The organism is Streptacidiphilus sp. PAMC 29251 (assembly GCF_054208735.2).
The window spans coordinates 6504190-6526082 of sequence record NZ_CM135725.2; the positions used below are offsets into that span (position 1 = coordinate 6504190).

Below are 21893 nucleotides of genomic sequence, written 5' to 3' on the forward strand. Positions count from 1 at the left end.
CGACCCGGCCTGCGGTTCAGCTGCCGCCGGCCTTGAGGGCGGCCAGGCGGGCGTCGACCTCGGCGCTGTCGCCGAAGGCGTCCAGGCTCTCGAACTGGGCGTCCAGCGAGGAGGCGGCGAGCTCCTCCTTGCCGCGGGCCCTGGCCTCCTCGCGGCGCACCTTCTGCTCGAAGCGGCCGATCTCGCTGCTCGGGTCGAGCACATTGATCGTCTTCACCGCGTCCAGCATGGTGTTCTGGGCCTGCGCCGACTTGGCCCGGGCCACCAGCGAGTCGCGCTTCGCCTGCAGTTCGGCCAGCTTGGCCTTCATCTGGTCCAGGCCGGTCCTGAGCTTGTCGACGATCTCGGTCTGACTGGCGATCACCGGCTCCGCGGTCTTCGCCTCCTTCTCGGACTGGACCTGCCGTCCCAGCGCCACCTTGGCCAGGTTGTCGAAGCGGTCCGCCTCGGCGGCGTTGCCGGCCGCGCGCAGTTCGTCGGCCTTGCGGCTGGCGGCCAGGGCCTTGCCGCCCCACTCCTTGGCCGCGGTGACGTCCTCGGCGTGGTCCTCCTCCATCAGCCTGAGGTTGCCGATGGTGGCCGCGACCGCGTCCTCGGCCTCGGCGATGTTGTTGCTGTAGTCGCGGATCAGCTGGTCGAGCATCTTCTGCGGATCCTCGGCCTGGTCGATCAACGCGTTGATGTTGGCCTTCGCGAGCTGGGTGACCCGGCCGAGGATGGTCTGCTTGGACATGCGCTGGAGTCCTTTCGAAGGGGTTTTCGTTCGAGGTCGATGAGTGGTGGCGGCCGGGGTCAGAACCTTCCGCCGCCGCCCATCCGGCCGCGGGTGCCGCCGCCGCCGAAGCTTCCCGGGCCGCCCCCGAACCCGCCGCCGCCCCCGTAACCGCCGCGGCCTCGGCCGCCGCCCCCGCCGCCGCCGAGCATGCCGCCGAGGATGATGCCGCCGAGCACCGCGCCGCCCATCCCGCCGCCGCCGCGCCCCCGGCCGCCGCCCCCGTACGGGCTGCCGAAGCCGCCGACGTCCTGCTGGGCCAGCCGCTGGGCCTCCCGGGCCAGCGCGTCGGCCTGCTGGGCCTGCGCCAGCGCGGCCGCGGCGTCGCCGGGTCCGGCCGCCCTGGCCTGCTGCAGCCGGCGTTCGGCCTCGGCGAGCCGGGTCCTGGCCTCGCTGCCGACCGCGCCCCGGTGCGTCGCGATCACGTCCTGGGCCGCCGCCACCTCGCTGCCGGCGGTCAGCAGCGCCTGGTCGAGCAGGGCTCGGGCGCGCTGGTCGCCCACCGCGCGCTCGCGGGCGCCGGCCAGCGCCTCGTCCAGCACTCCGTCGGCCTCCTCCAGCCGCCGCAGCGCCGAGACCGGGTCGAACCTGCCCGCCGCCTGCTCCTGCCGGACGTCGGCGAGGACCTGCTCCACCCGGGCGGTACGGCCGTGCAGCTCGCCGGCCTGGCCCGCCTGCGGCGTCCCCTCGATCATGCCGCGGGCCTCGGCCAGATCGGCCTCGGTCTCGGCGATCGCCGCCGGCAGCCTGGCCGCCGCCTGCTCCAGCTCCTGCTCCCGCCGGGACACCGCGTCGACCAGCGTCCCGGCCTGGTCCAGGGCGCCCTCCACGGCGCGGACGAAGACGGCCGCGGAGGCGGAGTCGCCGCTTTTCGAGTCGCCGCCTTTCGAGTTGCCGCCCGCCGAATCGCCGCCGGTCAGGGCCTGGCGGGCCTGGGTCAGCGCGTCGCGGGCGAAGTCCAGGCGCTCTCCGGCCTCGCGGGGGTAGCTGTGGACCGGGTCCACCGCCGACTCCGGGTACTGCCGCAGCATGGACTCGACGGTCTGCTCCGCCGCGCCGATCCGCACCGCCAGCGCGCCGGTGGTGGCCTCGGCCTGCTCGACCGCCTGCGGCGCGGTCGCCTCCAGGGCCCGGAGCCGGTCGAAGGCGTCGGCCTCGGCGTCCAGCCGGGTGTTGGCGGTCTCGCAGCGGGTCAGGATCTCCGCCAGCATCCGGCGCCGGGTGGCGTCGTCCTCCGGGAAGGCGTCGTCGAGCTGCTGCCGCAGTCGGAAGGCCGCGGTCAGCTCGTTCCTGGCCAGGTCGAGGGCCTCGGTGAAGGGGTGGGCGGCCTCCTCGCCGAACTGGGCCGAGGCGAAGCCCAGCTCCTCCTGGCTGGTGCGGACGGCGTCGTCGGTCTGCACCAGGGCGTGCCGGGCCTGCTGGTCCAGTTCGGCGAGCGGGACCGGCGGCGGTGCCATCGGCTGCCCCGCGGCCCGGCCCTGGGTCCCGGGGCCGGCGGCGGCGCGCCTGCGCCGGTTGAAGAGGAACACCCCGGCGACCCCGGCCGCCCCCACCACGGCGACCGGGACCCAGAGCTCGGAGTTGGCCCCGGCGGCCGAGCCACCGGGATCGGCCGGCCCGGGGACGATCGCCGGGGCGGTGACCGGAGCGCCGCTGAGCACGGCCCGGTAGCCGTCGGCGGCGCCGATGGCCGCGCCGGCCCAGTCGTTCTGCCGCAGCGCGGGCTCGATCGCGATCGTGTTCACCTGGTTGAGCTGGCTCTGGGTGAAGCCGACGCCCTGGTCGGCGGAGACGGCGTACTGCCGGTCATGGGTGGCCACCGCGAGCAGCACGTCGTTCCTGGCCCAGTCCGTTGCGCTGCGCGGTGCTCTGGGCCCAAGTTGTCGCGCTCTGGCCGGAGAAGCTGTTCACATAGGCCACGAACAGCTGGATGTGCTGGGCGGCGTCCAGTTTCTGCAGGGCGGCGGTCACCTCGGACTGCCGTCCGTTGAGCGCGCCGACCTTGTCGGTGATCTGCCCGGTGCGGTTCAGCGTGATCGGGCTGTCGGCCCGTGCGCCGCCGGGGCCGGCCAACAGCACGACCAGGCCCAGCACTGCCGCTATCGCGCCCAGCCGTCGCATACCCACCGACTCTCAGCCGCCCCGCGCCCGGCCGGCACGGTCCTGAGCCGCAGCGTATGCGTGGAATGTCCGGTTCGCACCCGGGGCGACGGCTCGGTCGCTAGGCGCGGGAACCCGGTACGACCAGCCCCGATTCATAGGCGGTGACCACCGCCTGGGTCCGGTCGCGCAGCCCGAGTTTGCCCAGCACCCGGCTGACATGGGTCTTCACGGTCTCCTCGGTGACGACCAGCCGGACCGCGATCTCCGGATTGGACAGGCCCTCGGCGACGAGCCGGAGCACCTGGGTCTCGCGCGGGGTGAGCGTGCTCAGGCCGGGGGCGGACGGGACGCCTGATCCGCCAGGCCCGGTCGGCCTGGGTCGCTGCTTGGCGAACTCGCTGATCAGGCGGCGGGTGACGGAGGGAGCGAGCAGGGCCTCGCCGGCCGCCACCACCCGGACCGCGTCGAACAGCCGCTCGGCGGTGACGTCCTTGAGCAGAAAGCCGCTGGCCCCGGCGCAGAGCGCGTCATAGACGTACTCGTCCAGGTCGAAGGTGGTGAGGATGAGTACCCGGGGGCCGCCGGGGGCTGAGGCGGCCAGCTGCCTGGTGGCCTCGATCCCGTCCAGCACCGGCATCCGGACGTCCATCAGCACCACGTCGGGGGAGTGCTCGCGGCAGACCCGGACGGCCTCGGCGCCGTCGCGGGCGGTGCCGAGGACGGTGAAGTCCGGCTGGGTGTCGAGCAGCGCGGCGAAGCCGGCCCGGACGACCTCGTGGTCGTCGGCGACGACGATCCGTACCGGCGGGGGCGCAGCGTCGGTCATCCGGACTCCTCGGCCCTGACGGGCAGTGCGGCGGCGGGCGGGGTGACGGCGGGTGGAGTGGTGATGGGCGCGGTGGCGGCGGGGAGGACGGCCTCGACCAGGTAGCCGGTGCCGGCTGTGGGGCCGGTCCGCAGGGTGCCGCCGACGGCCGCCGCCCGCTCGGCCATCCCGAGCAGCCCGTGCCCGCCGGCCTGCGTCGCGGGCGGTCCGCCGCCGGGTCCGTTGTCGCGGATGCGCAGCCGCAGAGCGTCCTGGTCGTAGTGCAGTTCCACGTCCACCGCGGCGCCCGGTGCGTGCCGCCGGGCGTTGGTGAGGGCCTCCTGGACGATCCGGAAGGCGGCCAGTTCCACGCCGGGGTCGAGCGGGACCGGCGCCCCGCGCAGGATCAGCCGGGTCCCGGTCCCCGCCGCCTCCCTGGCCGTGTCCAGCAGGTCGGCGAGCTGGCCGAGACCGGGCTGGGGCTGCCGTTCCACGGCCGACGTGCCGGTGTCCTCGCGCAGCACCCCGAGCAGTCGCCGCATCTCGGTCAGCGCGGCCCGCGCGGTGTCGCCGATCGCGGAGAGCCGCTGCGCCCCGGCGGCGGGCATGCCCGGGGTGGTCAGCCGGGCGGTCTCCGCCTGCACCGCGACCATGGAGATGTGATGGGCCACCACATCGTGCAGTTCCCGGGCGATCCGGGCCCGTTCGGTCCGCGCGGTGTGCTCCAGCAGGGTCCCGGCGACGGCCTGCCGCGCCGCGCTGTGCAGCGCCGCCTCGGCGCGGGCCCGCCGGCCCATCCCGGCCCAGGCGGCGGCCGGGGCCAGCGCCGCCAGCAGCACGGTCAGCACCGCCGCCTCGGAGCCGGCCGGCCGGGGGCCGACCAGCGCCAGCACCAGAAAGGGCAGGGTCAGCCCGGTGGCCGGCAAGGCCGCGCCGCGCTGCTCCTGGCGGTCGAGGCCGAACCGGAACAGTGCGATCAGCAGCGCGGCCAGACCGGCCACGGTCAGGGTGTGGAACAGGGCCAGCGACAGCACGCTCATGACACAGACAGCGACGGCGGCCCCGGTCGGGCGGAGGAAGGCCGGCGGCAGGGTGGTGGCCGGCGCCAGCAGGCAGAGCACCAGGGCGAACTGCGCGGTGGCCCCGGTGGCTGCGGCCCGTCCGACCGCCTCGGCCAACGCCAGCAGCCCCAGCAGCGCGCCGAGCACGACCGGAGCCTGCGGGCCCGTGCCGATCCGGCGTGCCGCGGCGAGCCGGCCGCTGTCGGTGTCCTCCGCTCGGGCCATGGGCACCATTGTTGCCCCTGGCCCCGCGGCTCGGCGTCCCGCTGGTCAGGGATGCCGATGTCCCCCGTGCGGGGGATGCCGGGGCGGCGAAGATGGCTGCCCGGCGTGACGCCAACGGCCCGTTGTGCTCCCTAGCCTTTCGGCCATGGACGCCATGGAAGCAACCATCGAAGTGAACGGGCTGCGCAAACGGTTCGGGACGCACACCGCCCTGGACGGGATGACCTTCACCGTCTCGCCCGGGACGGTCACCGGCTTCGTCGGCCCCAACGGTGCGGGGAAGACCACCACCATGCGGGTGATCCTCGGCCTGGACGCGGTCGACCAGGGCAGCGCGCTGATCGGTGGCCGCCCCTACCGCGGCCTGCGGAACCCGCTGAACCAGGTCGGGTCGATGCTGGACGCGGCGGCCCTGCAACCGGCCCGCACCGCCCGCAACCATCTGCTGTGGCTGGCCCACTCGCAGGGGCTGAGCGCCAAGCGGGTCGACCAGGTGGTCGCCCAGGCCGGGCTGGAGGCGGTGATCCGGCGCAAGGCGGGCGGCTACTCGCTCGGTATGCGGCAGCGGCTCGGCATCGCGGCGGCGCTGCTCGGCGACCCCCCGGTGCTGCTGCTGGACGAGCCGTTCAACGGCCTCGACCCGGAGGGCATCGTCTGGGTCCGCGGCTTTCTGCGGTCGCTGGCGGCCGAGGGCCGCGCGGTGCTGGTGTCCAGCCATCTGATGAGCGAACTTCAGGACACCGCAGGGAAGTTGGTGGTGGTCGGCCGGGGGCGCGTACTCGCCGACACCAGTGTGGCGGAGCTGATCGCCGCCGCGTCCGGCGGCCGGGTGCTGCTGCGCACCTCCGCGCGGTCGGCGGCGATGACGGCGCTGGCGCAGGCCGGGGCCACCGTGGCGGCCACGGGCGCGGAGACGCTGACGGTGTCCGGACTGGCTCCGGAGCAGGTCGTGGCGCTGCTCGGGGCGGCCGCGGTGCCGTTCGCGGAGGTGTCGGCGCACCGGGCGACGCTGGAGGAGGCCTATATGGAACTCACCAGGGACGCGGTCGAGTTCCGCGCCGCCGCCGCCGACCCGGCGGTCATCCGATGAGCGCCACTGTCACGCCGTACCGCTCCCAGCAGGCCGGGCGGGACGGCTTCGCGCAGCTGCTGCGGGCCGAGTGGACCAAGTTCAGGACGGTGCGCGGCTGGGTGGTCGGGATGGCCGCGGCCGCGCTGGCCATGGTGCTGGTCTCGCTGCTCGGCGTGGCCGGCGACCACTCCGGCTGCGGCGGGGGGCGGGGCGCCGGCGGGACCTGCACGGGTCCGGTCGGGCCCGGCGGCGAGGCCGTGAACGACAGCTTCTACTTGGTGAACCAGCCGCTGCTGGGGGACGGCAGCATCACCGCCCGGCTGACCTCACTGACCGGCCAGGTCCCGGCCGAGGGCGGCACCGGGTCAACCCCGGGCGTCCAGCCGTGGGCCAAGGCCGGGATCATCGTCAAGGAGAACGACCGGCAGGGGTCCGCCTATGCGGCGGTCATGGTCACCGGCGCGCACGGGGTGCGGATGCAGGACGACTTCACCCGCGACACGGCCGGCCTGCCGGGCGCGGTCTCCGCGCAGTCCCCGCGCTGGCTGCGGCTGACCCGCTCCGGCGACACCCTGACCGGTTACCAGTCGACCGACGGCATGCACTGGAGCACGGTCGGCACGGCCCACCTGGCCGGTCTTCCGACCACCGTGCAGGCGGGTCTCTTCGTCACCTCCCCGGACCACATGGACGTCACGGACCACCTCGGCGGCGCCAGCGCGACCGGCGGCCCGACCCAGGCCACCGGGGTGTTCGACCAGGTCGAGCTGCGCGGCGGCCCGACCGGTATCGGATGGCGCGGCACGAGTGTGGGCGACCGCGGCCCGATGACCGCGTCCCTCGGGGGGTTCAAGGAGTCCGGCGGGAGCTTCACCGTCAGCGGGTCCGGCGACATCGCGCCGTCCGTGGACAGCGGCGGCGGCCAGACCCTTCAGCGGCGACTGGTCGGCACCTTCGCCGGGCTGATCGCGGTGATCGTCGTGGCGACGCTGTCCATCACCGCCGAGTACCGGCGCGGCCTGATCCGGACCACCCTCACCGCGACCCCGCGCCGGGGCCGGGTGCTGGCGGCGAAGGCCCTGGTGATCGGCTCGGTCGCCTTCGGCACCGGGCTGGTCGCCGCAGCGGTCGCGGTCGCGCTCGGCGGCCGCATCCTGAGCGCGGCCGGCGCGGTCGTCTATCCGATCAGCACGCTCACCGAGCTGCGGGTGGTGCTGGGCACCGCGGCCCTGCTCGCGGTCACCGCCGTGCTCGCCCTGGCGACGGGCTCGGTGCTGCGGCGCAGCGCGGGGGCGGTGATGGGCGTGGTGCTGGCGATCGTCCTTCCGTACATGCTGGCGATGGCCTCGGTGCTGCCCACCGGGCCCGCGGACTGGCTGCTGCGGATCACCCCGGCGGCGGCCTTCGCGGTCCAGCAGAGCCTTCCGCAGTACGCGCAGGTCAGCAATCCCTACACGCCGCCGAACGGCTACTTCCCGCTGGCGCCGTGGGCCGGGTTCGGTGTGCTGTGCGGCTACGCGGCGCTGATGCTGGCACTCGCCACTTACCTGCTCCGGCGGAGGGACGTATGAACGGGGCGGGACGTATGAGAGCCGGGGGAAGCATGAGGCAGGCACTGCACGCGGAGTGGACCAAGCTGCGCACCCTGCCGGGGCCGGTCTGGCTGCTGCTCGCCGTGGTCGGACTGACCGTGGCCCTGGGCGCCGGCGTGGCCGCCGCGGTGACCTGCCCGTCCGCGGGCTGCGGCCAGGATCCGACGAAGCTCAGCCTGACCGGGGTCGAGTTCGGCCAGGCGGTGGTCGCGGTGCTGGCGGTGCTGGTCATCAGCGGCGAGTACAGCACCGGAATGATCCGGATCAGTCTCTCCGCGACACCGAGCCGGACCACCGTGCTGGCCGCCAAGGCCGCCCTCCTCACCGGAGTGGTGCTGGCCGCGGGGACGGTGGCGGTGCTCGGCTCGGTGCTGGCCGGACGGCTGCTGCTCCCCGGCAGCGGCTTCACCGCGGCGCACGGCTTCCCGCCGCTGTCGCTGACCGACGGGCCCACGCTGCGGGCGGCGGCCGGCTCGGTGCTCTACCTCGCGCTGATCGCCCTGCTCAGCCTGGGCGTGGCCACGGCGGTACGGGACTCCGCGGTGGCCGTCGCGGTGGTGCTGGCCCTGCTCTACCTGTTCCCGGTGCTGGCCCAGGTGGTCACCGATCCGCACTGGCAGCGGCACCTGCAGCAGATCGGCCCGATGACGGCCGGGCTCGCCGTGCAGACCACCACCGGTCTGCACGCCCTGCCGATCGGGCCCTGGGCGGGCCTCGGAGTCCTCGGCTGCTGGGCCGCCGCGGCGCTGCTCGGCGGGGGACTGCTGCTGGAGCTGCGCGACGCGTGAGGGGCTTGAGCCCCGGGGAATCAGCCGTCGCAGGCGGCGGCGCGGTGCAGCAGCAGGGTGCGTTCGGCGCCGTTGCGGGTGAGGGCGGCGGCGCGCTGGAACTCCTGGCGCGCCTCCGCCTGCCGTCCGAGCTGGGCCAGCAGGTCGCCGCGCACGCTCGGCAGCAGGTGGTAGCCCTTCAGCGCGTCGGTCGCGGCCAGCGCGTCGACCAGGGCCAGCCCGGCGGCCGGGCCGTGCGCCTTGGCCACGGCGACCGCCCGGTTCAGCTCGACCACCGGGGACGGCGCGATCGCGGCGAGGGCCGCGTACAGCTCGGCGATCCGGTGCCAGTCGGTCTCGTCCGCGGTCACCGCCCGGGCGTGGCAGGCCGCGATGGCCGCCTGCAGGGCGTAGGGCCCCGGGGCGGAGCCGAGCGACTCGGCCCGGGCGAGCGCGGCGAAACCACGGCGGATCAGCAGCTGGTCCCAGCGCGAGCGGTCCTGGTCGAGCAGCAGCACCGGGGCGCCGGACGGGTCGGTCCTGGCGGCCGAACGCGAGGCCTGGATCTCCAGCAGCGCCACCAGCCCGTGCACCTCGGGCTCGCGGCCCATCAGCCCGGCCAGGATCCGGCCCAGCCGCAGCGCGTCCTCGCACAGGCCGGGCCGCATCCAGTCGTCCCCGGCGGTGGCCGAGTAGCCCTCGTTGAACACCAGGTAGACGACCTCGAGGACGGACCCCAGCCGCTCCGCGAGCTCCGGCCCGTACGGGACCTCGAAGGGGACGTCCGCCTTGGCCAGGGTGCGTTTGGCGCGGACGATCCGCTGCGCCACGGTGGACTCCGGCACCAGGAACGCGCGGGCGATCTCCTCGCTGGTCAGGCCGCCGAGCAGGCGGAGGGTGAGGGCCGCCCTGGCCTCCCGGGACAGCACCGGGTGGCAGGCGGTGAAGACCAGCCGCAGCAGGTCGTCCTGGATGTCGTCCGGCTCGGTGCCGTCCGGGCCCGCCTTCTGCTGCTCCTGCTCGATCTCCTGTTCGCGGCCCAGGAGTTGGAGCTTGCGGGCCAGCGTCTCATTGCGGCGCAGCAGGTCGATGGCGCGGTGCTTGGCCGTGGCCATCAGCCAGGCGCCCGGGTTTCGCGGGACTCCCGACTGCGGCCACTGCTCCAGCGCCGCGACCAGGGCGTCCTGGGCGAGCTCCTCGGCGGTGTCGATGTCGCGGACGATCCGGGTGAGCCCGGCGATGAGCCGGGGCGACTCGATCCGCCACACCGCGTCGACGGTGCGCCGGGCCTGCTCGTCGTCAGGGGTCACGACGAACCATCAGAGCAGCCGGGGGGTGCCCGCGCCAAACGGACACCCCGGGCAGGGAAGCAGAAGGAGGCTAGGAGGGCTCCTCCACCTGGCGGATCTCCGCCTCCATCTCCCATGCGTCGCCGTGGATCGCGAGGAAGCGCGAAGCCCATTCGGTGGCCTCGTCCTGGGACTTCGCCTGGATCAGCACATAGCCGCCGATGACCTCCTTGGCCTCGGCGAACGGCCCGTCGACCACGGTCTGCTTGCCGCCGGAGAGGCGGATCCGGCGGCTGTCCTCCAGCGGCCGGAAGCCCCCGGTGTCCAGCATGACCCCGGCCCTGGTCATCTCCTCGATCAGCTTGCCCATCTCGTCCATCAACTCTTCACTGGGACCGGTCTCCGGAACCTGGCTCGGGTCGAGCTTCAGCAGCATCATGAATCGCATGTCGGCGTCCTCTCTCAGTACGGGCTTCTTCTTCAGCCCCTGCCTATGCGTCGAACGGCCGGCGCAGGGTTCGACACTCGGGCTGAGAAAGTTTTTCACCCTTCGGAGGGGAGCCTGATGATCGTCGATGGGGCGGGCCCGAGAACCGACTGGCTGTACCGGTTTCACCTGGGCGATGCCTCGGTCCAGGGAGTGGGGGCGGCGGACGTGCGGCGCGGGGCGTCGAGGCGGGCCCGGTGGGCCGGTGTGCTGCTGCGGCTGCCGGCGGGTGGCGAGGCGGTGCCCCTGCGGGTCCGGATAGCGCGCTTCCCGGGGGCTGGGGCCGAGCTGTGGAGCCGGCAGTTCGGGTCCCGGCGATTGATGACCCGTCAGGTCCGTGCCGGGCTGTGGGTCCGGGAGCGGACGGGTCCGCTGGAGCTGCGGATGCGGATCGCCTGCCAGGGCCCGGCGCTGGAGATCGCGACGCTGGGCGCGTACCTCGGCCTCGGCCGCCTGCGGATCCCGCTGCCCCGGCCGGTGGCGCCGCAGGTCACCGCCCGGGCCTGGGACGATGCGCTGGTGTTGCGGTCCTTCCGGTTCGACGTGCGGATCAGCGTCCCGCTGTTGGGACTGCTGCTCTCCTACACCGGGTACTTGGCGGAGGAGTCGGATCAGCTCAGGAATCTCAACGGTGGGGGACAGTGACGTGGACAAGGTGCTGTGGCTGCTGGGAACGCTCGGACTGCTGGGCGGGTTCGACACCGTCTACTTCCATGAATGGCGCGGCCGCCTCCCGGCCCGGCTGCCCAGCCTGCGACCGGAGCTACGGCTGCACGCCCTGCGCAGCCTGATCTACGTCGCCGTCTTCGGCACCCTGCCGTGGCTGGCCTGGCGCGGCGGCTGGGCCGTGCTGTTCGCCCTGCTGCTGCTCGCCGAGATCGTCATCACCCTGGCCGACTTCGTGATCGAGGACCAGGTCCGCAAGCCGCTGGGCGGGCTGTTCCCCGGCGAGCGGGTGACCCACTCGCTGATGGCGATCGTCTACGGCGCGATGCTGGCGAACCTGCTGCCGGTCCTGCTGCGCTGGTGGCGGCAGCCGACCGGGATCACCGGCGACTCACCGGCGGTGCCGCTGCTGCTCCGGCTGGTGCTGACCGCGCTCGCCTTCGGCACCCTGGCGTCCGCCCTCCGCGACGGCTACGCCGTCCTCGGCTTCCCGCGCGGGTCGGCCCGCTGGCCGTGGAGCCCGGTCCGGCTGGACGGCCCGGCTCGGTTGGACGACGCGGCCCTGCTGGACGACGCGGCCCTGCTGGACGGTGCGGCTCGGTTGGACGGCGAGTGAGGCGGCGCGGCCTGCACCGCCGGGTGTTCCTCGCGGCCGGTGCGTACAACATCCTCTGGGGCTGCTACGCGGTGCTCGACCCGCAGTGGTTCTTCCGGCTGACCGGCCTGCCGCTGTCCAACAGCCCGCAGATCTTCGCCTGCCTGGGCATTGGTGCTCGGGCTCTACGGCCTGCTGTACCTGGAGGTCGCCCGGGTGCCCGAGCGCGGCTGGCCGGTGGCCGCGGTCGGGCTGACCGGCAAGATCCTGGGGCCGGTCGGGCTGGCCTGGCTGATCCTCACCGGCACCTGGCCGGCCGCCACCCTCATCCTGATCTCGACCAATGACGTGATCTGGTGGATCCCCTTCGCCCTCTACACCCTCGATGCCTGGCCCCTCTTCCGTGCCGACCTGGCCGCCCAGCGGTAGTGGCAAGCCCTGTTGCCCATTCCGGGACGGCAGGGTGGAATGCCCGCATGGATGAACCACCGCCCTACCAAGCAGTCCTCGACGAGATCGCCCCCAGGCTCAGACGGCTGCGGGCCAAGCGCGGCCTCACCCTGGCCGCGCTCGCCGAGGCGACCGGCATCTCCACCAGCACCCTGTCCCGGTTGGAGTCGGGACAGCGCCGGCCGAGCCTGGAACTGCTGCTGCCGCTCGCCGGGGTGTACCGGGTGCCGCTGGACGACCTGGTGGGCGCGCCCGAGGTGGGCGACCCGCGAGTGCGGCTGACCCCCCACACCCTGCCGAACGGCGGCGGCACGGTCGTCCCGCTCACCCGGAGCCCGGGCCCGCTCCAGGCGTACAAGATGGTCATCTCGGACCGGGGCAGCGAGGTGGATCTCCGCACCCATGAGGGCTACGAGTGGCTGTATGTGCTGGACGGCCGGCTGCGGCTGGTCCTCGCCGAGCGCGATCTGGTCCTCGGCCCCGGCGAGGCCGCCGAGTTCGACACCCGGCTGCCGCACTGGTTCAGCAGCGCGGACGGCAAGCCGGTCGAGGTCCTCAGCCTGTTCGGACGGCAGGGCGAGCGGATGCACGTCCGCGCGAAGCCTGCGGCCGAGCGGTAGGTCAGCCGAGCGGTAGATCCGCGGAGCGCGACCGGACCTTGTCGAGGGTGGCGAGCGTCGCGTCGTCGAGCACGATCGCGCCCGCCGCGACATTCGCCTCCAGGTGGCCGGCGTCGGCGGTGCCCGGGATGAGGAGGGTGTTCGGGCTGTGGTGCAGCAGCCAGGCGAGGCCGATCTGCGACGGGGTGCGGCCGAGGGACTCCGCCGCGGCGCGGACGGCCGGCTCGTCGGTCACCTTCGGCAGGCCGGGGAACGCACTGCCGAGCGGGAAGTACGGCACCCAGGCGATGCCCTCGGCGAGGCAGAGCTCCAGCAGGTCCTCGTCGCCGCGGGTCACCAGGCTGTAGGCGTTCTGCACGCAGGCGATGCCCACCGGGAGCGCCCGGCGCAGCCCGTCCAGGGTCACGCTGCTCAGCCCGATCGCGCCGATCTTGCCCTCGTCGCGCAGCGCGGTCATCACCGCGAGCTGGTCGTCGAGGTCCACCACCTGGTCGCCCTCGGCCCGCAGGCCGGGACCGGCGTCCAGGCGGCGCAGGTTCACCAGTGGGATCCGGTCGACGCCGAGGGCGGCCAGGTTGTCCTCGACGCTCGCCCGCAGCTCCTCGGGACGCTGCGCCGGACGAAGCGGGATCGGGCCGGCCGGGTTGGGGTCGGCGCCGACCTTGCTGGCGACCAGGACGCCGTCCTCGGGCCGGATCGCCTCCCGGATCAGCCCGTTGACCAGGCCGTCGCCGTAGAACTGCGCGGTGTCGATGTGATCGACGCCGAGCTCCACCGCGCGGCGCAGCAGCGCGAGGGCGGCAGGGCGGTCGTCGTGCAACCGCTCGAGCTGCATCGCGCCGTACCCGACCCGGGAGACGAGGCGTCCGGCGAGGGGGCCGGTGAGTGGGCGGGCGGTGTGGCCGGCGGGGTGGCCGCTGCTGGGTGTCATGGGATCCCGTCCTCGTGTGTGGCGGAGCACTAACCGGAGGAACCTCCGATAGCTCGACCCTAACACTGCCGGAGGCTCCTCCGTTTTTCGGTTACTCGCCGTGCTAAAATAATTTAGCAGCAGTAAAGTTAGTGCATAAGTAAGTTTTCACCCGTCCGCGTTCGTCGCCCGCTGGGGGCGGAACGCCGGTCGTGGCGCCGGCGCCCCTGAGGGTCAGAGCGAGTTCAGGCCGGTGGCGATGAGCCAGGCTGCGCGTTCGACGTCGGCGGTGATCACCCGGTGCAGCCGTTTGGGGGTGAGGTCGCGGCCGAGGTGCCGGCGCAGGGCCTGGAACTGGACCGGCCACAGGCCGAGCAGGGCGGTCGCGGCGATCTGCGGTTCGGGGTCGTCCGGGCTCATGTCGCCGCGCCCGGCCAGGATCTCGGCCACCGCGGCGACCAGCCGGTCGGCCATGTCCCGCTGGTAGGCCCGCAGGGAGGGGGTGGATCTGATGAGCATCCCGAAGCGCATCAGCGCGGCCTTGGCCCGGGCCGGGTCGTCCTGGGCGGCGAGCCAGGAGGTGATGCCGTCCAGCTCCTGGGAGAGGATCGTCAGCGCCGCCTCGACCGGCGGCCTGCCCGGGTCGGCCAGCGTCGTGCGCAGCGAGGCCAGGGTGTTCTCGCCCAGGTCCAGGACCAGGGACTCCTTGGTGGGGAAGTAGTTGAAGACCGTCTTCTCCGACACCCCGCAGGCCTCGGCGATCTCGGCGACGCGGACCGCGTCGAAGCCTCGCTCCAGGAACATCTCGGTTGCGGTGTCGGACAGTTGCTGACGCATCAGCCGCTTCTTCCGCTCCCGCAGCCCCTCGGCCACGGGCTCCTCGACCGGGCGGCGCAGGCCGGTCCAGTCCACTGTGCGCATGCTCATGGGTCCCATCGTAGTCCAGCCGCCAAATCTTTTCTGCTACAGTAATTTTTCAGTTGATGTAAGGAGGCCATGATGAGCGAGATTCATATCGTCCGCGACTACCCGCACTCCCCGGAGCGGGTCTGGCGCGCCGTCACCGATCCGCAGCTGGTCCCGCGGTGGACCGCGACCGGCGCCGGCGCCCGTCCGGAGGGCTTCGCCGCCATCGTGGGCACCCGGTTCAGGTTCGTCGCGAAGCCCAAGCCCGGCTGGAGCGGCGTCGTGCTCTGCGAGGTGCTGGAGGTGCGCGAGCCCTCGCTGCTGCGCTTCTCCTGGCAGGACGAGGGCGGTGGCGCCGTGACCCAGGTCGCCTACCGGATCGAGGCGCGCGGCCACGGAACCCGCTTCAGCTACGACCACACCGGCTTCACCGGTCCCGGCGGCTTCATGATGGCCAGGATCCTGGGCCGCGTCCGCACCAGGATGCTCACCGAGGGCCTGCCCGCGGTGCTGGACGACCTCGACGACGCCCGGTAGTCGACGACGACGCCCTCTAGCTGGTAAGCCGGTCAGCCGCTCGCCGGCAGGCCCAGCAGTTCCCGGTGCGCGCGGGCCGTGGCCATCAGGCCGTCGAGCGCGTCCCGGGTCCGCCGCAGGTCGGCGATATGGGCCGAGAGCCGCTCGCGTTCCTGCGCCATCCGCTGGAGCGCGGAGTCGGAGTTCTCCTCGCTGGGCGAGTCGACGCAGGGCAGCACGTCGGCGATGGTGCGACTGGACAGGCCCGCGGCGTACAGCCGTTGGATGAACTCGACCCGCTCCACCTCCTCGTCCGTGTAGTGCCGCTGCCCGCTGGAGCTGCGGGTGCTGGTGAGCAGCCGCTGCTCCTCGTAGTAGCGCACGGACCGGACGCTGACGCCGGACCGTGCTGCCAGTTCCCCGATCCGCACGGAATCCTCCTGCTGTCTCCTGTGGCACGGGGCAGGCCTGCGTGTCCGGCTTGCCTCTGACACCCATGTGAGGTTTTAGCGTAGCCGCAGTGCCCGATGCCCGGGCACCGCACAGCGCGAAGGAGCCTCCCATGACGACCCTCTTCACCAGCTATCGGCTCGGCGGCCTGACCCTGCCCAACCGGGTGGTCATGGCCCCGATGACCCGGGTCCGGGCCGCCGCCGGCGGTCTGGCCACACCGTCGATGGCGGCCTACTACGCCCAGCGGGCCACCGCCGGGCTGATCGTCACCGAGGGGGTGCAGCCGAACGCGATCGGCCAGTCCAACCCGGGAACGCCGGGGCTGCACACGGACGAGCAGGTCGGCTCCTGGCGTCCGGTGACCGCCGCCGTCCACGCCAACGGCGGACGGATCTTCGCCCAGCTGATGCACGGCGGCCGGGTCTCGCATCCCGACACCACCGGGCTGCAGCCGGTCGGACCCTCGGCCGTCCCCGCCACGGGCGAGGTGTTCACCCCGACCGGGCCGCAGCCCGCCCCGATGCCGCGGGCCCTGGGCATCGACGAGATCCCCGAGCAGGCACACTCCTACGCCCGGGCCGCCCGCGGTGCCGTCGAGGCCGGCTTCGACGGGGTGGAACTGCACGGCGCCAACGGCTACTTGATCTCTCAGTTCCTCTCCTCCAATGCCAACCTGCGTACGGACGGCTACGGAGGCCCGATCGCCCACCGGATCCGGTTCGCGGTCGAGGCGGTGGCCGCCACCGTCGACGCGGTCGGCGGGGCCAGGACCGGGATCCGGCTCTCGCCCGGCGCGGCGTTCTGGGGGGTCGAGGACAGCGAGGTCCGCGCGCTCTACACCGCGCTGCTGACCGAACTGGCGCGGCTCGACCTGGCGTATGTGCACATCGAGGCCACCAGTGACGAAGAGACCCTGGTCGCCCTGCGCCGGGCCTGGCCGGGCGCGCTGGTGATGAACCCCGTGCTGCCGATGGGACCGAAGCAGACCGGCCGGGACGACGCCGACCACTGGCTCGGGCTGGGCGCCGACCTGATCAGCTTCGGCCGTGCTTTCCTCGCCAACCCCGACCTGGTCGAGCGGCTGCGCGGCGGACTCCCGATCGCCCCCGTCGACGAGGCCACGTACTACCAGGGCGGCGACGCAGGCTACTTGACCTACTCGGCGTACCAGTACGGAGCCTGAGGGCGATCTGCGGCAGTTGGGCATGATTGCCCTGTAGCTTAGGTATGGCTAACCTAAGTTCGCCTGATGTTCCTGCCCTTCAGCGAGGACGGTTAGCCGTGTCCCTTCCGCAGTTGCTCCCTGCCCTGCCGTCTCCGACTGTCCTGCCGTCGACAGTTGACCTGCCGTATACAGCGGCCGCGGCGCCATCAACTCCTCTGGGTCCCTTTGTCGACAGCGCCGTGGCCTGGGCGACCTGGCTGACACTGATGGGATTCGTCGGCCTGGTCGCCCTCGCGGCCGTGGCCGTCGGACCGGTCGCCCGCCGGGCCGGATCGGACGCGCTCGCCACCGCGACCACCAGGCTGTCCCGGGCGGCGGTCGTCCTCGGGCTGCTGGCCGTCCCGGCGGTGCTCACCGACCTCGCCCACGGGGCGTCGGCGAGCAAGGGCTATGACTACGGCGCCGCCTGGAACTCCCTCTACGACGGCAGCAACGACGGCCGGCTGTCCGGGCTGGAGCTGACGCTCCTCCTGGTCGGCGTGCTGCTGATCGCACCGCTCACCGTCCGCGGACCCGCCGCGAGCCGGTGGCGCAGTTGGCTGCTCGGGACCGGGCTCGGTGCCGGGGCGGTCGCCCTCGGCACCACCAAGTTCCCGGACAAGACGCCCGACGACTGGGGCCGCACCAGCTTCGACACCCTGATGTGGATGCTGCACCTGATCGGCGGCGCGGTCTGGATAGGCGGGCTGCTGGGCCTGGTGCTGCTCGCCCTCCCCGGCGCGGTCGCCCCGGCCGACCGGGGCGGGTTCTGGTCCCCGGTGATCCGCCGCTTCTCGGTGGTCGCGATGGGCTGCGTCGGCGCCATCACCCTGTCCGGACTGTTCCTCTACTGGGAGCACGTCGACGGCCCGACTCAGCTGGTCACCACCATGTACGGACGGGTGCTCGGCGTGAAGATCCTGATCTTCGGCGCCATGCTGCTGTTCGGCGTCTTCAACCAGTTCTGGCTGCACCCGCGGATCGAAGCGCTGCGCACCGCCGGTGACCAGCGCCCGCTGCACACCGTCCTGGCCCGGCAGTTCCCGGTGGTGGTCGCCGCCGAGGTCCTGCTCGGCCTGGCGGTGCTGTTCGTCGCCCCGTTCCTGCACGGCTCGGCCCGCAACCAGGCCTTCCAGGCGGACGCGGCCAAGCACTCGCCCGTCGCACTCGACCACGACCACCTCCCCAAGCTCGCGCCCAAGCAGGCCAGCGGGTCCACCTGGGCGCTGGGCAGCCTGGAGACCGTGGCCGTCATCGCCGTGATGGTGGCCGGGTACCGGGTCTCCGGGAACGTCGCCCGCCGGCGTTCCCTCGCCGTGACCCCGGTCGGCGCGGGCGAGCCGGGCGACCTGGTCCAGGCCTGACCCTCCATCAGTTCCATTGGTCGGCGGCGGCGGTCTCGGTGACGTAGTCCTCGAACGGCCTGGGCGGCCGTCCGAGGGCTCGTTCGACGCCGTCGGAGAGAGAGCGGAGCCCTCGCCGTCACGGATGGCCACGAAGAGACGCGCGTGGTGATGCGGTTCAGGTTCAGGTGTGGTGGTGGCCGCGGTCGTTGAGGTCCTGCAGCAGCACGGCCAGGAGGCGGGCCAGTTCCTGCTGTTCCTGGGGTGACAGGACCTCGATGAGGCCCTGCTCGTAGTTCAGGAGGCCGTCGACGGCGTTCTCCACTGCGTGGTGTCCCGCGGAGGTCAGTTCCACGGGCACGGCGCGGGTTCCGGGGTCCGCGGCCAGCCTGCGGACGAGTCCCTCGTGCTGGGCCCGGTCCACCCGTTGGGTCACGGCCCCCGGCGTGATCAGGCAGCGGGTGGCGAGCTCCCGGGTGGACAGGCAGTAGGGCGGGCCGGAGCGGCGCAGGGTGCTGAGCAGGTCGAGGGTGGCGGCGTCCATGCCGACCCGGGCCAGGGCACGCCGGCGTTCGTCGGCCAGCAGTTTCGCGGCGTGGTGGATCCGGGTGAGGATGCCGATCGAGTCGACCGGGAGTCCGGGCTGCTCGCGTCGCCAGGCTCGGGAGATCTCCTCGGCCCGGTCGATGCGGGGCTGGTCCGGCGTGTTCATGGTGCTAGTGTCCCACATACGTTTAGCGCTAAACGAGGAGTGGGCATGCGTCAGATCGTGGTGACCGGTGGCGGCACCGGGATAGGCCGGGCCGTCGCCGAGGCCTTTGCCGAACAGGGCGACCGGGTAGTGATCACCGGGCGCCGCAAGGACGTGCTGGAAGAGACCGCCGCACACCTGGGCCCGAACGTACGCGCCGTCGCCTTCGATGCGAGCGACCCCGAGCAGGTCCTGACCGCACTCGACGCCCTGCCCGCGAAGGTGGACGTGCTGGTCAACAACGCCGGGGGCAACACCGACATCGGCACCGAGCCACCGGGCGGCCTGGCCGGCGTGGCGGTGGCCTGGCGCGCGAACCTCGACGCCAATGTGCTCTCCGCGGTCCTGGTCACCACCGCCCTGCGACCGCGCCTGACAGCGGCGGGAGCCGTGGTGAGCATCAGCTCCATCGCGGCCCACCGCGGCGGCTCCGGCTCCTACGGATCCGCCAAGGCCGCCGTCGAGGCCTGGAACCTCACGCTGGCCCAGGACCTCGGCAAAGACCGGATCACGGCCAACGTCATCGCCCCGGGCTACATCGAGTCCACCGACTTCTTCCAGGGTGGCATGACCGAGCAGCGCCGTGCCGCCCTGCTCGCGCAGACCGCCAACGGCCGGGCCGGCACCCCGGCCGACATCGCAGGCACCGTGCTGTTCCTCGCCTCACCGGCCGCCGGACACATCACCGGCCAGACCCTGCACATCAACGGCGGCGCCCTGTCGGGGCGCTGAACAACAGGCCGCTGAACAACGGCCCCCGGAGCCACTCCTGACGCACCGACGGCTCAGGAGCGGCTCCGGAGGTAGCGTCAGTGCAGGTCAGAGCAGGGTCTGCCAGTAGTACCAGTACTGCGGGAGCATCGCTCTGACCTGCTCGTTTACCCCTCATTATGGCGCTGACCTGGGGAAACTCACTTCATGAGTTTCCGCTGGTCAGCGCCATTTCTCGCGCGCGTGTGCCCTCGTTGTGCCCTGGTGTGGATCAGTGCAGGGCTGCGACGACGCGCCCCCGAAGGCGTTCGTCGGCGATGGTCTCGGGGCTGCGCCAGGCGGCGTCGGTGACTTCTTCGGCCTGGAGTTGGGTGACGTCGGCGGAGGTGGTGAAGAGGAAGCGGAAGTCGATGTGCTGGTGGGCTTCCTCGCCCTTGGAGGGGTTGGCTGGGATGGGGTGGAGGTCGATGTGGACGGGCTCATCGCCGAGGGGTGCAACGTGCTCGGGTCGAATGCCGGTCTCTTCGGCGAGTTCGCGCAGGGCGGCGGCGATCAGGGTGGTGTCGTGGGGTTCGAGGTGTCCGCCGGGCAGGAGCCACTTGTCCAGGGCGAGGTGGTGGATGAACAGGACCTGTCCGGAGGGCTGGACCAGGATGGCGCCGGCGGTGGCATGGCCGCGGAACTCCTTGCGGTTGGTCAGGTCGGCGTCGATGTCCAGGAGGGCCAGGGTGGGGGCGAGGTCGTGCTTCTCCTCGGGGTGCTGGTCGAGGTAGGCGCTGAGGGTGGCGAGGATGTGGTCTGCCGTGATGGCCAAGATGATCACCTGTTGAAGTAGTTGAGCCAGGTCGCAGCGATGGCGGCCCGGTGGGCGGGGTCAACCTCATGGATACCGGGTGTGAGGTCGGCGCGGGCGAGGATGTGGAGTGCGGCGAGGAGTTCTGCCTGAACGAGGAAGATGAACGGGCCGACGCTGGCGCCGTGCAGGAAGTTGACGGCATTGCCGTTGTTCATCAGATAGAAGTAGTGGCCGGTGGTCTGGTAGCGGGTGATCGACTCTCCGGTGCGGGCGCGGGTGTAGACCTCGGGCAATCCGGCGAGTTCGAGTTCGTCCTCGCTGCTGGTGACGGTGGCCACGTAGGCGCCGTTGCGCAGGTGGGGGAAGTCCTCACCGCGCAGGGATATCGAGCCGGTGGCGCAGAGCACCAGCCCGGCTCCGGTCAGAGCGCTCTCCCGGTCGCGAGCCACCGCGAAGCCCTGGGACAGGGCCTGGGTGCGCCGCACGGGGTCGATGTCGTAGACGGTGACCTGGACGCCCTTGGCGTGGAGCAGGCGGGCGATGGACGAGCCGAGCTTGCCGAAGCCGATGACCAGGGCGGTCCTGCCGTGCAGGATGTCGCCTCGGCCTCGCATCAGGGCCTCGGTGGAGAAGACCACGGACTGGCCGACCAGGAAGTCCTCGGGATCCTTCAGCGGGGAGCGGGCCACCGACAGGACCGGGCAGGGGAGCTTGTCCAGGTCGGCGTAGCGGCGGTGGCCGTTCTCGGTGTCCTCTACCACGCCCAGGATCCGCCCCGAGAAGCGCTCGCAGAGTGTGGCCAGGGCGGGGGCGAAGTACCCGCCGACGTCGAGCAGGACCAGGTCCTGGCCGGCGGCGCGAGTCTCGAAGTAGTCCAGGGCGCCGGCGGGGTCGGTGAAGAGTTCACGGGTCAGATCGTCGCAGGGGGCGGTCTGCTCGACCTCGCGGAGCGCGGCCGGGTCGATGGACTTGGGCTTGGGCAGCACAGCCTGCAGCCGAGCCAGGGCAGCGACTGCGCGTACGAACGCAGGGCGCTCGGGCAGCAGGTGGGTGACCAGGAAGGCCGTGGGGCAGGAAGTCGGACCGAACTGTGTGGTGATCTTGGCGAAGTAGGCATCGAGGCGTGCACGTTCGAAGGTCTCCATCGCGGCGCTCCTTCTCGCTCGGGCGTGGTCGGTGGCGCTCGCCGCCTCCGCTCCGTGGGGGCGGGTGTGCGGCGAGCGTCCGGCGGCAGGCGATACGCCGCCGTTGCCCTCCTGGGCCGTGCTGCTGGGTCGGCTGGGAGGGAGTCTCGGGGGTTATGAGGCGGCTCGGAAGTGCAGGACGGTGACCTGCGGGTCGGGGCGCGCGGCCAGTACGGCGCGCTGCAGCAGGCGGGTTCTGGCGCTGGGTTCGGGCGGCTCGGGGACGAGCAGTTCGGCCCAGACGCGCTTGCCGTGGCGGGTGGGTTCCCAGCCGTGCCGGTGGGCGAGGGCCGCGACCAGTTCCATGCCGCGCCCGAACTCGTCCTGGTCGGACGCGGTGAGGCGGTCACGAGGCATGTGGGCCGAGCCGTCCAGGACCTCCAGGAGCAGGCGGCCCTGGTCCAGGTGCAGGCCGATAGTGATCAGCAGGCCATCGGCGTGCAGGACGGCGTTGGTCACCAGTTCGCTGACCACCAGCTCCAGGCTGCTGCGGGCGTCGGCGTCCAGAGCGGAACCCCAGACCAGGACCTGGGCGAGGATCCGGTGGCGCACCGGGGCGACGATCGAGGGTCGGCGGGTGACGAGGAACCGGGCGTGGAGCACGGGCATGGCGCA

General features: G+C 72.7%; 23 protein-coding genes and 1 pseudogene. 11 read left to right on the top strand and 13 right to left on the bottom strand.

Features of this window, described 5'->3' with window-relative positions:
• Nucleotides 1-16: 16 nt before the first annotated feature.
• The 4 genes and pseudogenes from ACXKR8_RS31115 to ACXKR8_RS31130 all read right to left on the bottom strand — a co-directional run bounded on the left by ACXKR8_RS31115 (nt 17) and on the right by ACXKR8_RS31130 (nt 4966).
• On the bottom strand, nt 17-733 hold the full coding sequence (locus tag ACXKR8_RS31115) for a PspA/IM30 family protein (protein ID WP_458267885.1): 717 nt from the start codon (nt 731-733) through the stop codon (nt 17-19).
• A 59-nt stretch (nt 734-792) separates the two neighbouring features.
• Nucleotides 793-2893: pseudogene (locus tag ACXKR8_RS31120) on the bottom strand (TPM domain-containing protein).
• 100 nt (nt 2894-2993) lie between these two features.
• The gene (locus ACXKR8_RS31125) at nt 2994-3701 is read right to left on the bottom strand and encodes a response regulator (RefSeq protein WP_458267887.1); all 708 of its coding nucleotides are present in this window, start codon (nt 3699-3701) and stop codon (nt 2994-2996) included.
• Nucleotides 3698-4966, bottom strand: a complete 1269-nt coding sequence (locus tag ACXKR8_RS31130) for a sensor histidine kinase (RefSeq protein ID WP_458267888.1) — start codon at nt 4964-4966, stop codon at nt 3698-3700. Before ACXKR8_RS31130 ends, ACXKR8_RS31125 begins: the two co-directional genes overlap by 4 nt.
• Nucleotides 4967-5111: 145 nt before the next feature.
• Here ACXKR8_RS31130 and ACXKR8_RS31135 point away from each other — a divergent pair, with 145 nt between their 5' ends.
• From ACXKR8_RS31135 to ACXKR8_RS31145, 3 genes are read left to right on the top strand one after another with little or no spacing between them, the layout of a single operon-like run.
• Nucleotides 5112-6056: an ABC transporter ATP-binding protein gene (locus tag ACXKR8_RS31135; protein ID WP_458267889.1), complete on the top strand. Its 945-nt coding sequence runs from the start codon at nt 5112-5114 to the stop codon at nt 6054-6056.
• Complete coding sequence (locus ACXKR8_RS31140) at nt 6053-7609, top strand: ABC transporter permease subunit (protein WP_458267890.1); 1557 nt, start codon at nt 6053-6055, stop codon at nt 7607-7609. The genes ACXKR8_RS31135 and ACXKR8_RS31140 overlap by 4 nt, the downstream gene beginning before the upstream one ends.
• Nucleotides 7610-7641: 32 nt before the next feature.
• On the top strand, nt 7642-8418 hold the full coding sequence (locus ACXKR8_RS31145) for an ABC transporter permease (protein ID WP_458267891.1): 777 nt from the start codon (nt 7642-7644) through the stop codon (nt 8416-8418).
• A gap of 20 nt (nt 8419-8438) precedes the next feature.
• Here the strand turns inward: ACXKR8_RS31145 and ACXKR8_RS31150 are convergent, their stop codons facing one another.
• A complete protein-coding gene (locus tag ACXKR8_RS31150) occupies nt 8439-9707 on the bottom strand; it encodes an RNA polymerase sigma factor (RefSeq protein WP_458267892.1) in 1269 nt (422 codons plus the stop codon).
• Between the two features lie 70 nt (nt 9708-9777).
• A complete protein-coding gene (locus ACXKR8_RS31155) occupies nt 9778-10134 on the bottom strand; it encodes a YciI family protein (RefSeq protein ID WP_458267893.1) in 357 nt (118 codons plus the stop codon).
• A 117-nt stretch (nt 10135-10251) separates the two neighbouring features.
• On the opposite strand from ACXKR8_RS31155, the gene ACXKR8_RS31160 reads away from it, so the two are divergent.
• The 4 genes from ACXKR8_RS31160 to ACXKR8_RS31175 all read left to right on the top strand — a co-directional run bounded on the left by ACXKR8_RS31160 (nt 10252) and on the right by ACXKR8_RS31175 (nt 12504).
• Nucleotides 10252-10818, top strand: a complete 567-nt coding sequence (locus tag ACXKR8_RS31160) for a DUF4166 domain-containing protein (RefSeq protein ID WP_458267894.1) — start codon at nt 10252-10254, stop codon at nt 10816-10818.
• Nucleotides 10805-11455, top strand: a complete 651-nt coding sequence (locus tag ACXKR8_RS31165; RefSeq protein WP_458267895.1) for a hypothetical protein — start codon at nt 10805-10807, stop codon at nt 11453-11455. Before ACXKR8_RS31160 ends, ACXKR8_RS31165 begins: the two co-directional genes overlap by 14 nt.
• Before the next feature lie 153 nt (nt 11456-11608).
• Nucleotides 11609-11863, top strand: a complete 255-nt coding sequence (locus tag ACXKR8_RS31170) for a hypothetical protein (protein ID WP_462099924.1) — start codon at nt 11609-11611, stop codon at nt 11861-11863.
• Nucleotides 11864-11910: 47 nt separating this feature from the next.
• Complete coding sequence (locus ACXKR8_RS31175) at nt 11911-12504, top strand: helix-turn-helix domain-containing protein (protein ID WP_458267897.1); 594 nt, start codon at nt 11911-11913, stop codon at nt 12502-12504.
• A gap of 1 nt (nt 12505) precedes the next feature.
• Here ACXKR8_RS31175 and ACXKR8_RS31180 read toward each other — a convergent pair whose 3' ends face one another.
• Both ACXKR8_RS31180 and ACXKR8_RS31185 read right to left on the bottom strand, forming a co-directional pair.
• On the bottom strand, nt 12506-13435 hold the full coding sequence (locus tag ACXKR8_RS31180) for an aldo/keto reductase (protein WP_458267898.1): 930 nt from the start codon (nt 13433-13435) through the stop codon (nt 12506-12508).
• A 213-nt stretch (nt 13436-13648) separates the two neighbouring features.
• Nucleotides 13649-14341 (bottom strand): TetR family transcriptional regulator, encoded by a 693-nt coding sequence (locus ACXKR8_RS31185; RefSeq protein WP_458267899.1) that lies wholly within the window; start codon nt 14339-14341, stop codon nt 13649-13651.
• Between the two features lie 72 nt (nt 14342-14413).
• On the opposite strand from ACXKR8_RS31185, the gene ACXKR8_RS31190 reads away from it, so the two are divergent.
• Nucleotides 14414-14857: an SRPBCC family protein gene (locus tag ACXKR8_RS31190; protein ID WP_458267900.1), complete on the top strand. Its 444-nt coding sequence runs from the start codon at nt 14414-14416 to the stop codon at nt 14855-14857.
• Between the two features lie 32 nt (nt 14858-14889).
• Here the strand turns inward: ACXKR8_RS31190 and ACXKR8_RS31195 are convergent, their stop codons facing one another.
• Nucleotides 14890-15267, bottom strand: a complete 378-nt coding sequence (locus tag ACXKR8_RS31195; RefSeq protein WP_458267901.1) for a MerR family transcriptional regulator — start codon at nt 15265-15267, stop codon at nt 14890-14892.
• A 131-nt stretch (nt 15268-15398) separates the two neighbouring features.
• On the opposite strand from ACXKR8_RS31195, the gene ACXKR8_RS31200 reads away from it, so the two are divergent.
• Nucleotides 15399-16472: an alkene reductase gene (locus tag ACXKR8_RS31200; RefSeq protein ID WP_458267902.1), complete on the top strand. Its 1074-nt coding sequence runs from the start codon at nt 15399-15401 to the stop codon at nt 16470-16472.
• Nucleotides 16473-16693: 221 nt separating this feature from the next.
• A complete protein-coding gene (locus ACXKR8_RS31205; RefSeq protein ID WP_458267903.1) occupies nt 16694-17857 on the top strand; it encodes a copper resistance D family protein in 1164 nt (387 codons plus the stop codon).
• 163 nt (nt 17858-18020) lie between these two features.
• Here ACXKR8_RS31205 and ACXKR8_RS31210 read toward each other — a convergent pair whose 3' ends face one another.
• Nucleotides 18021-18548: a MarR family winged helix-turn-helix transcriptional regulator gene (locus ACXKR8_RS31210; protein WP_458267904.1), complete on the bottom strand. Its 528-nt coding sequence runs from the start codon at nt 18546-18548 to the stop codon at nt 18021-18023.
• 45 nt (nt 18549-18593) lie between these two features.
• Between ACXKR8_RS31210 and ACXKR8_RS31215 the strand changes: the two genes are divergently transcribed.
• Nucleotides 18594-19319 (top strand): SDR family NAD(P)-dependent oxidoreductase, encoded by a 726-nt coding sequence (locus ACXKR8_RS31215; RefSeq protein ID WP_458267905.1) that lies wholly within the window; start codon nt 18594-18596, stop codon nt 19317-19319.
• 250 nt (nt 19320-19569) lie between these two features.
• Here the strand turns inward: ACXKR8_RS31215 and ACXKR8_RS31220 are convergent, their stop codons facing one another.
• From ACXKR8_RS31220 to ACXKR8_RS31230, 3 genes are all read right to left on the bottom strand, one after another.
• The gene (locus ACXKR8_RS31220; RefSeq protein ID WP_458267906.1) at nt 19570-20112 is read right to left on the bottom strand and encodes an NUDIX hydrolase; all 543 of its coding nucleotides are present in this window, start codon (nt 20110-20112) and stop codon (nt 19570-19572) included.
• A 5-nt stretch (nt 20113-20117) separates the two neighbouring features.
• On the bottom strand, nt 20118-21239 hold the full coding sequence (locus ACXKR8_RS31225) for an adenosylhomocysteinase (protein WP_458267907.1): 1122 nt from the start codon (nt 21237-21239) through the stop codon (nt 20118-20120).
• Between the two features lie 153 nt (nt 21240-21392).
• Nucleotides 21393-21887: an ATP-binding protein gene (locus ACXKR8_RS31230; RefSeq protein ID WP_458267908.1), complete on the bottom strand. Its 495-nt coding sequence runs from the start codon at nt 21885-21887 to the stop codon at nt 21393-21395.
• Nucleotides 21888-21893 lie beyond the last annotated feature (6 nt).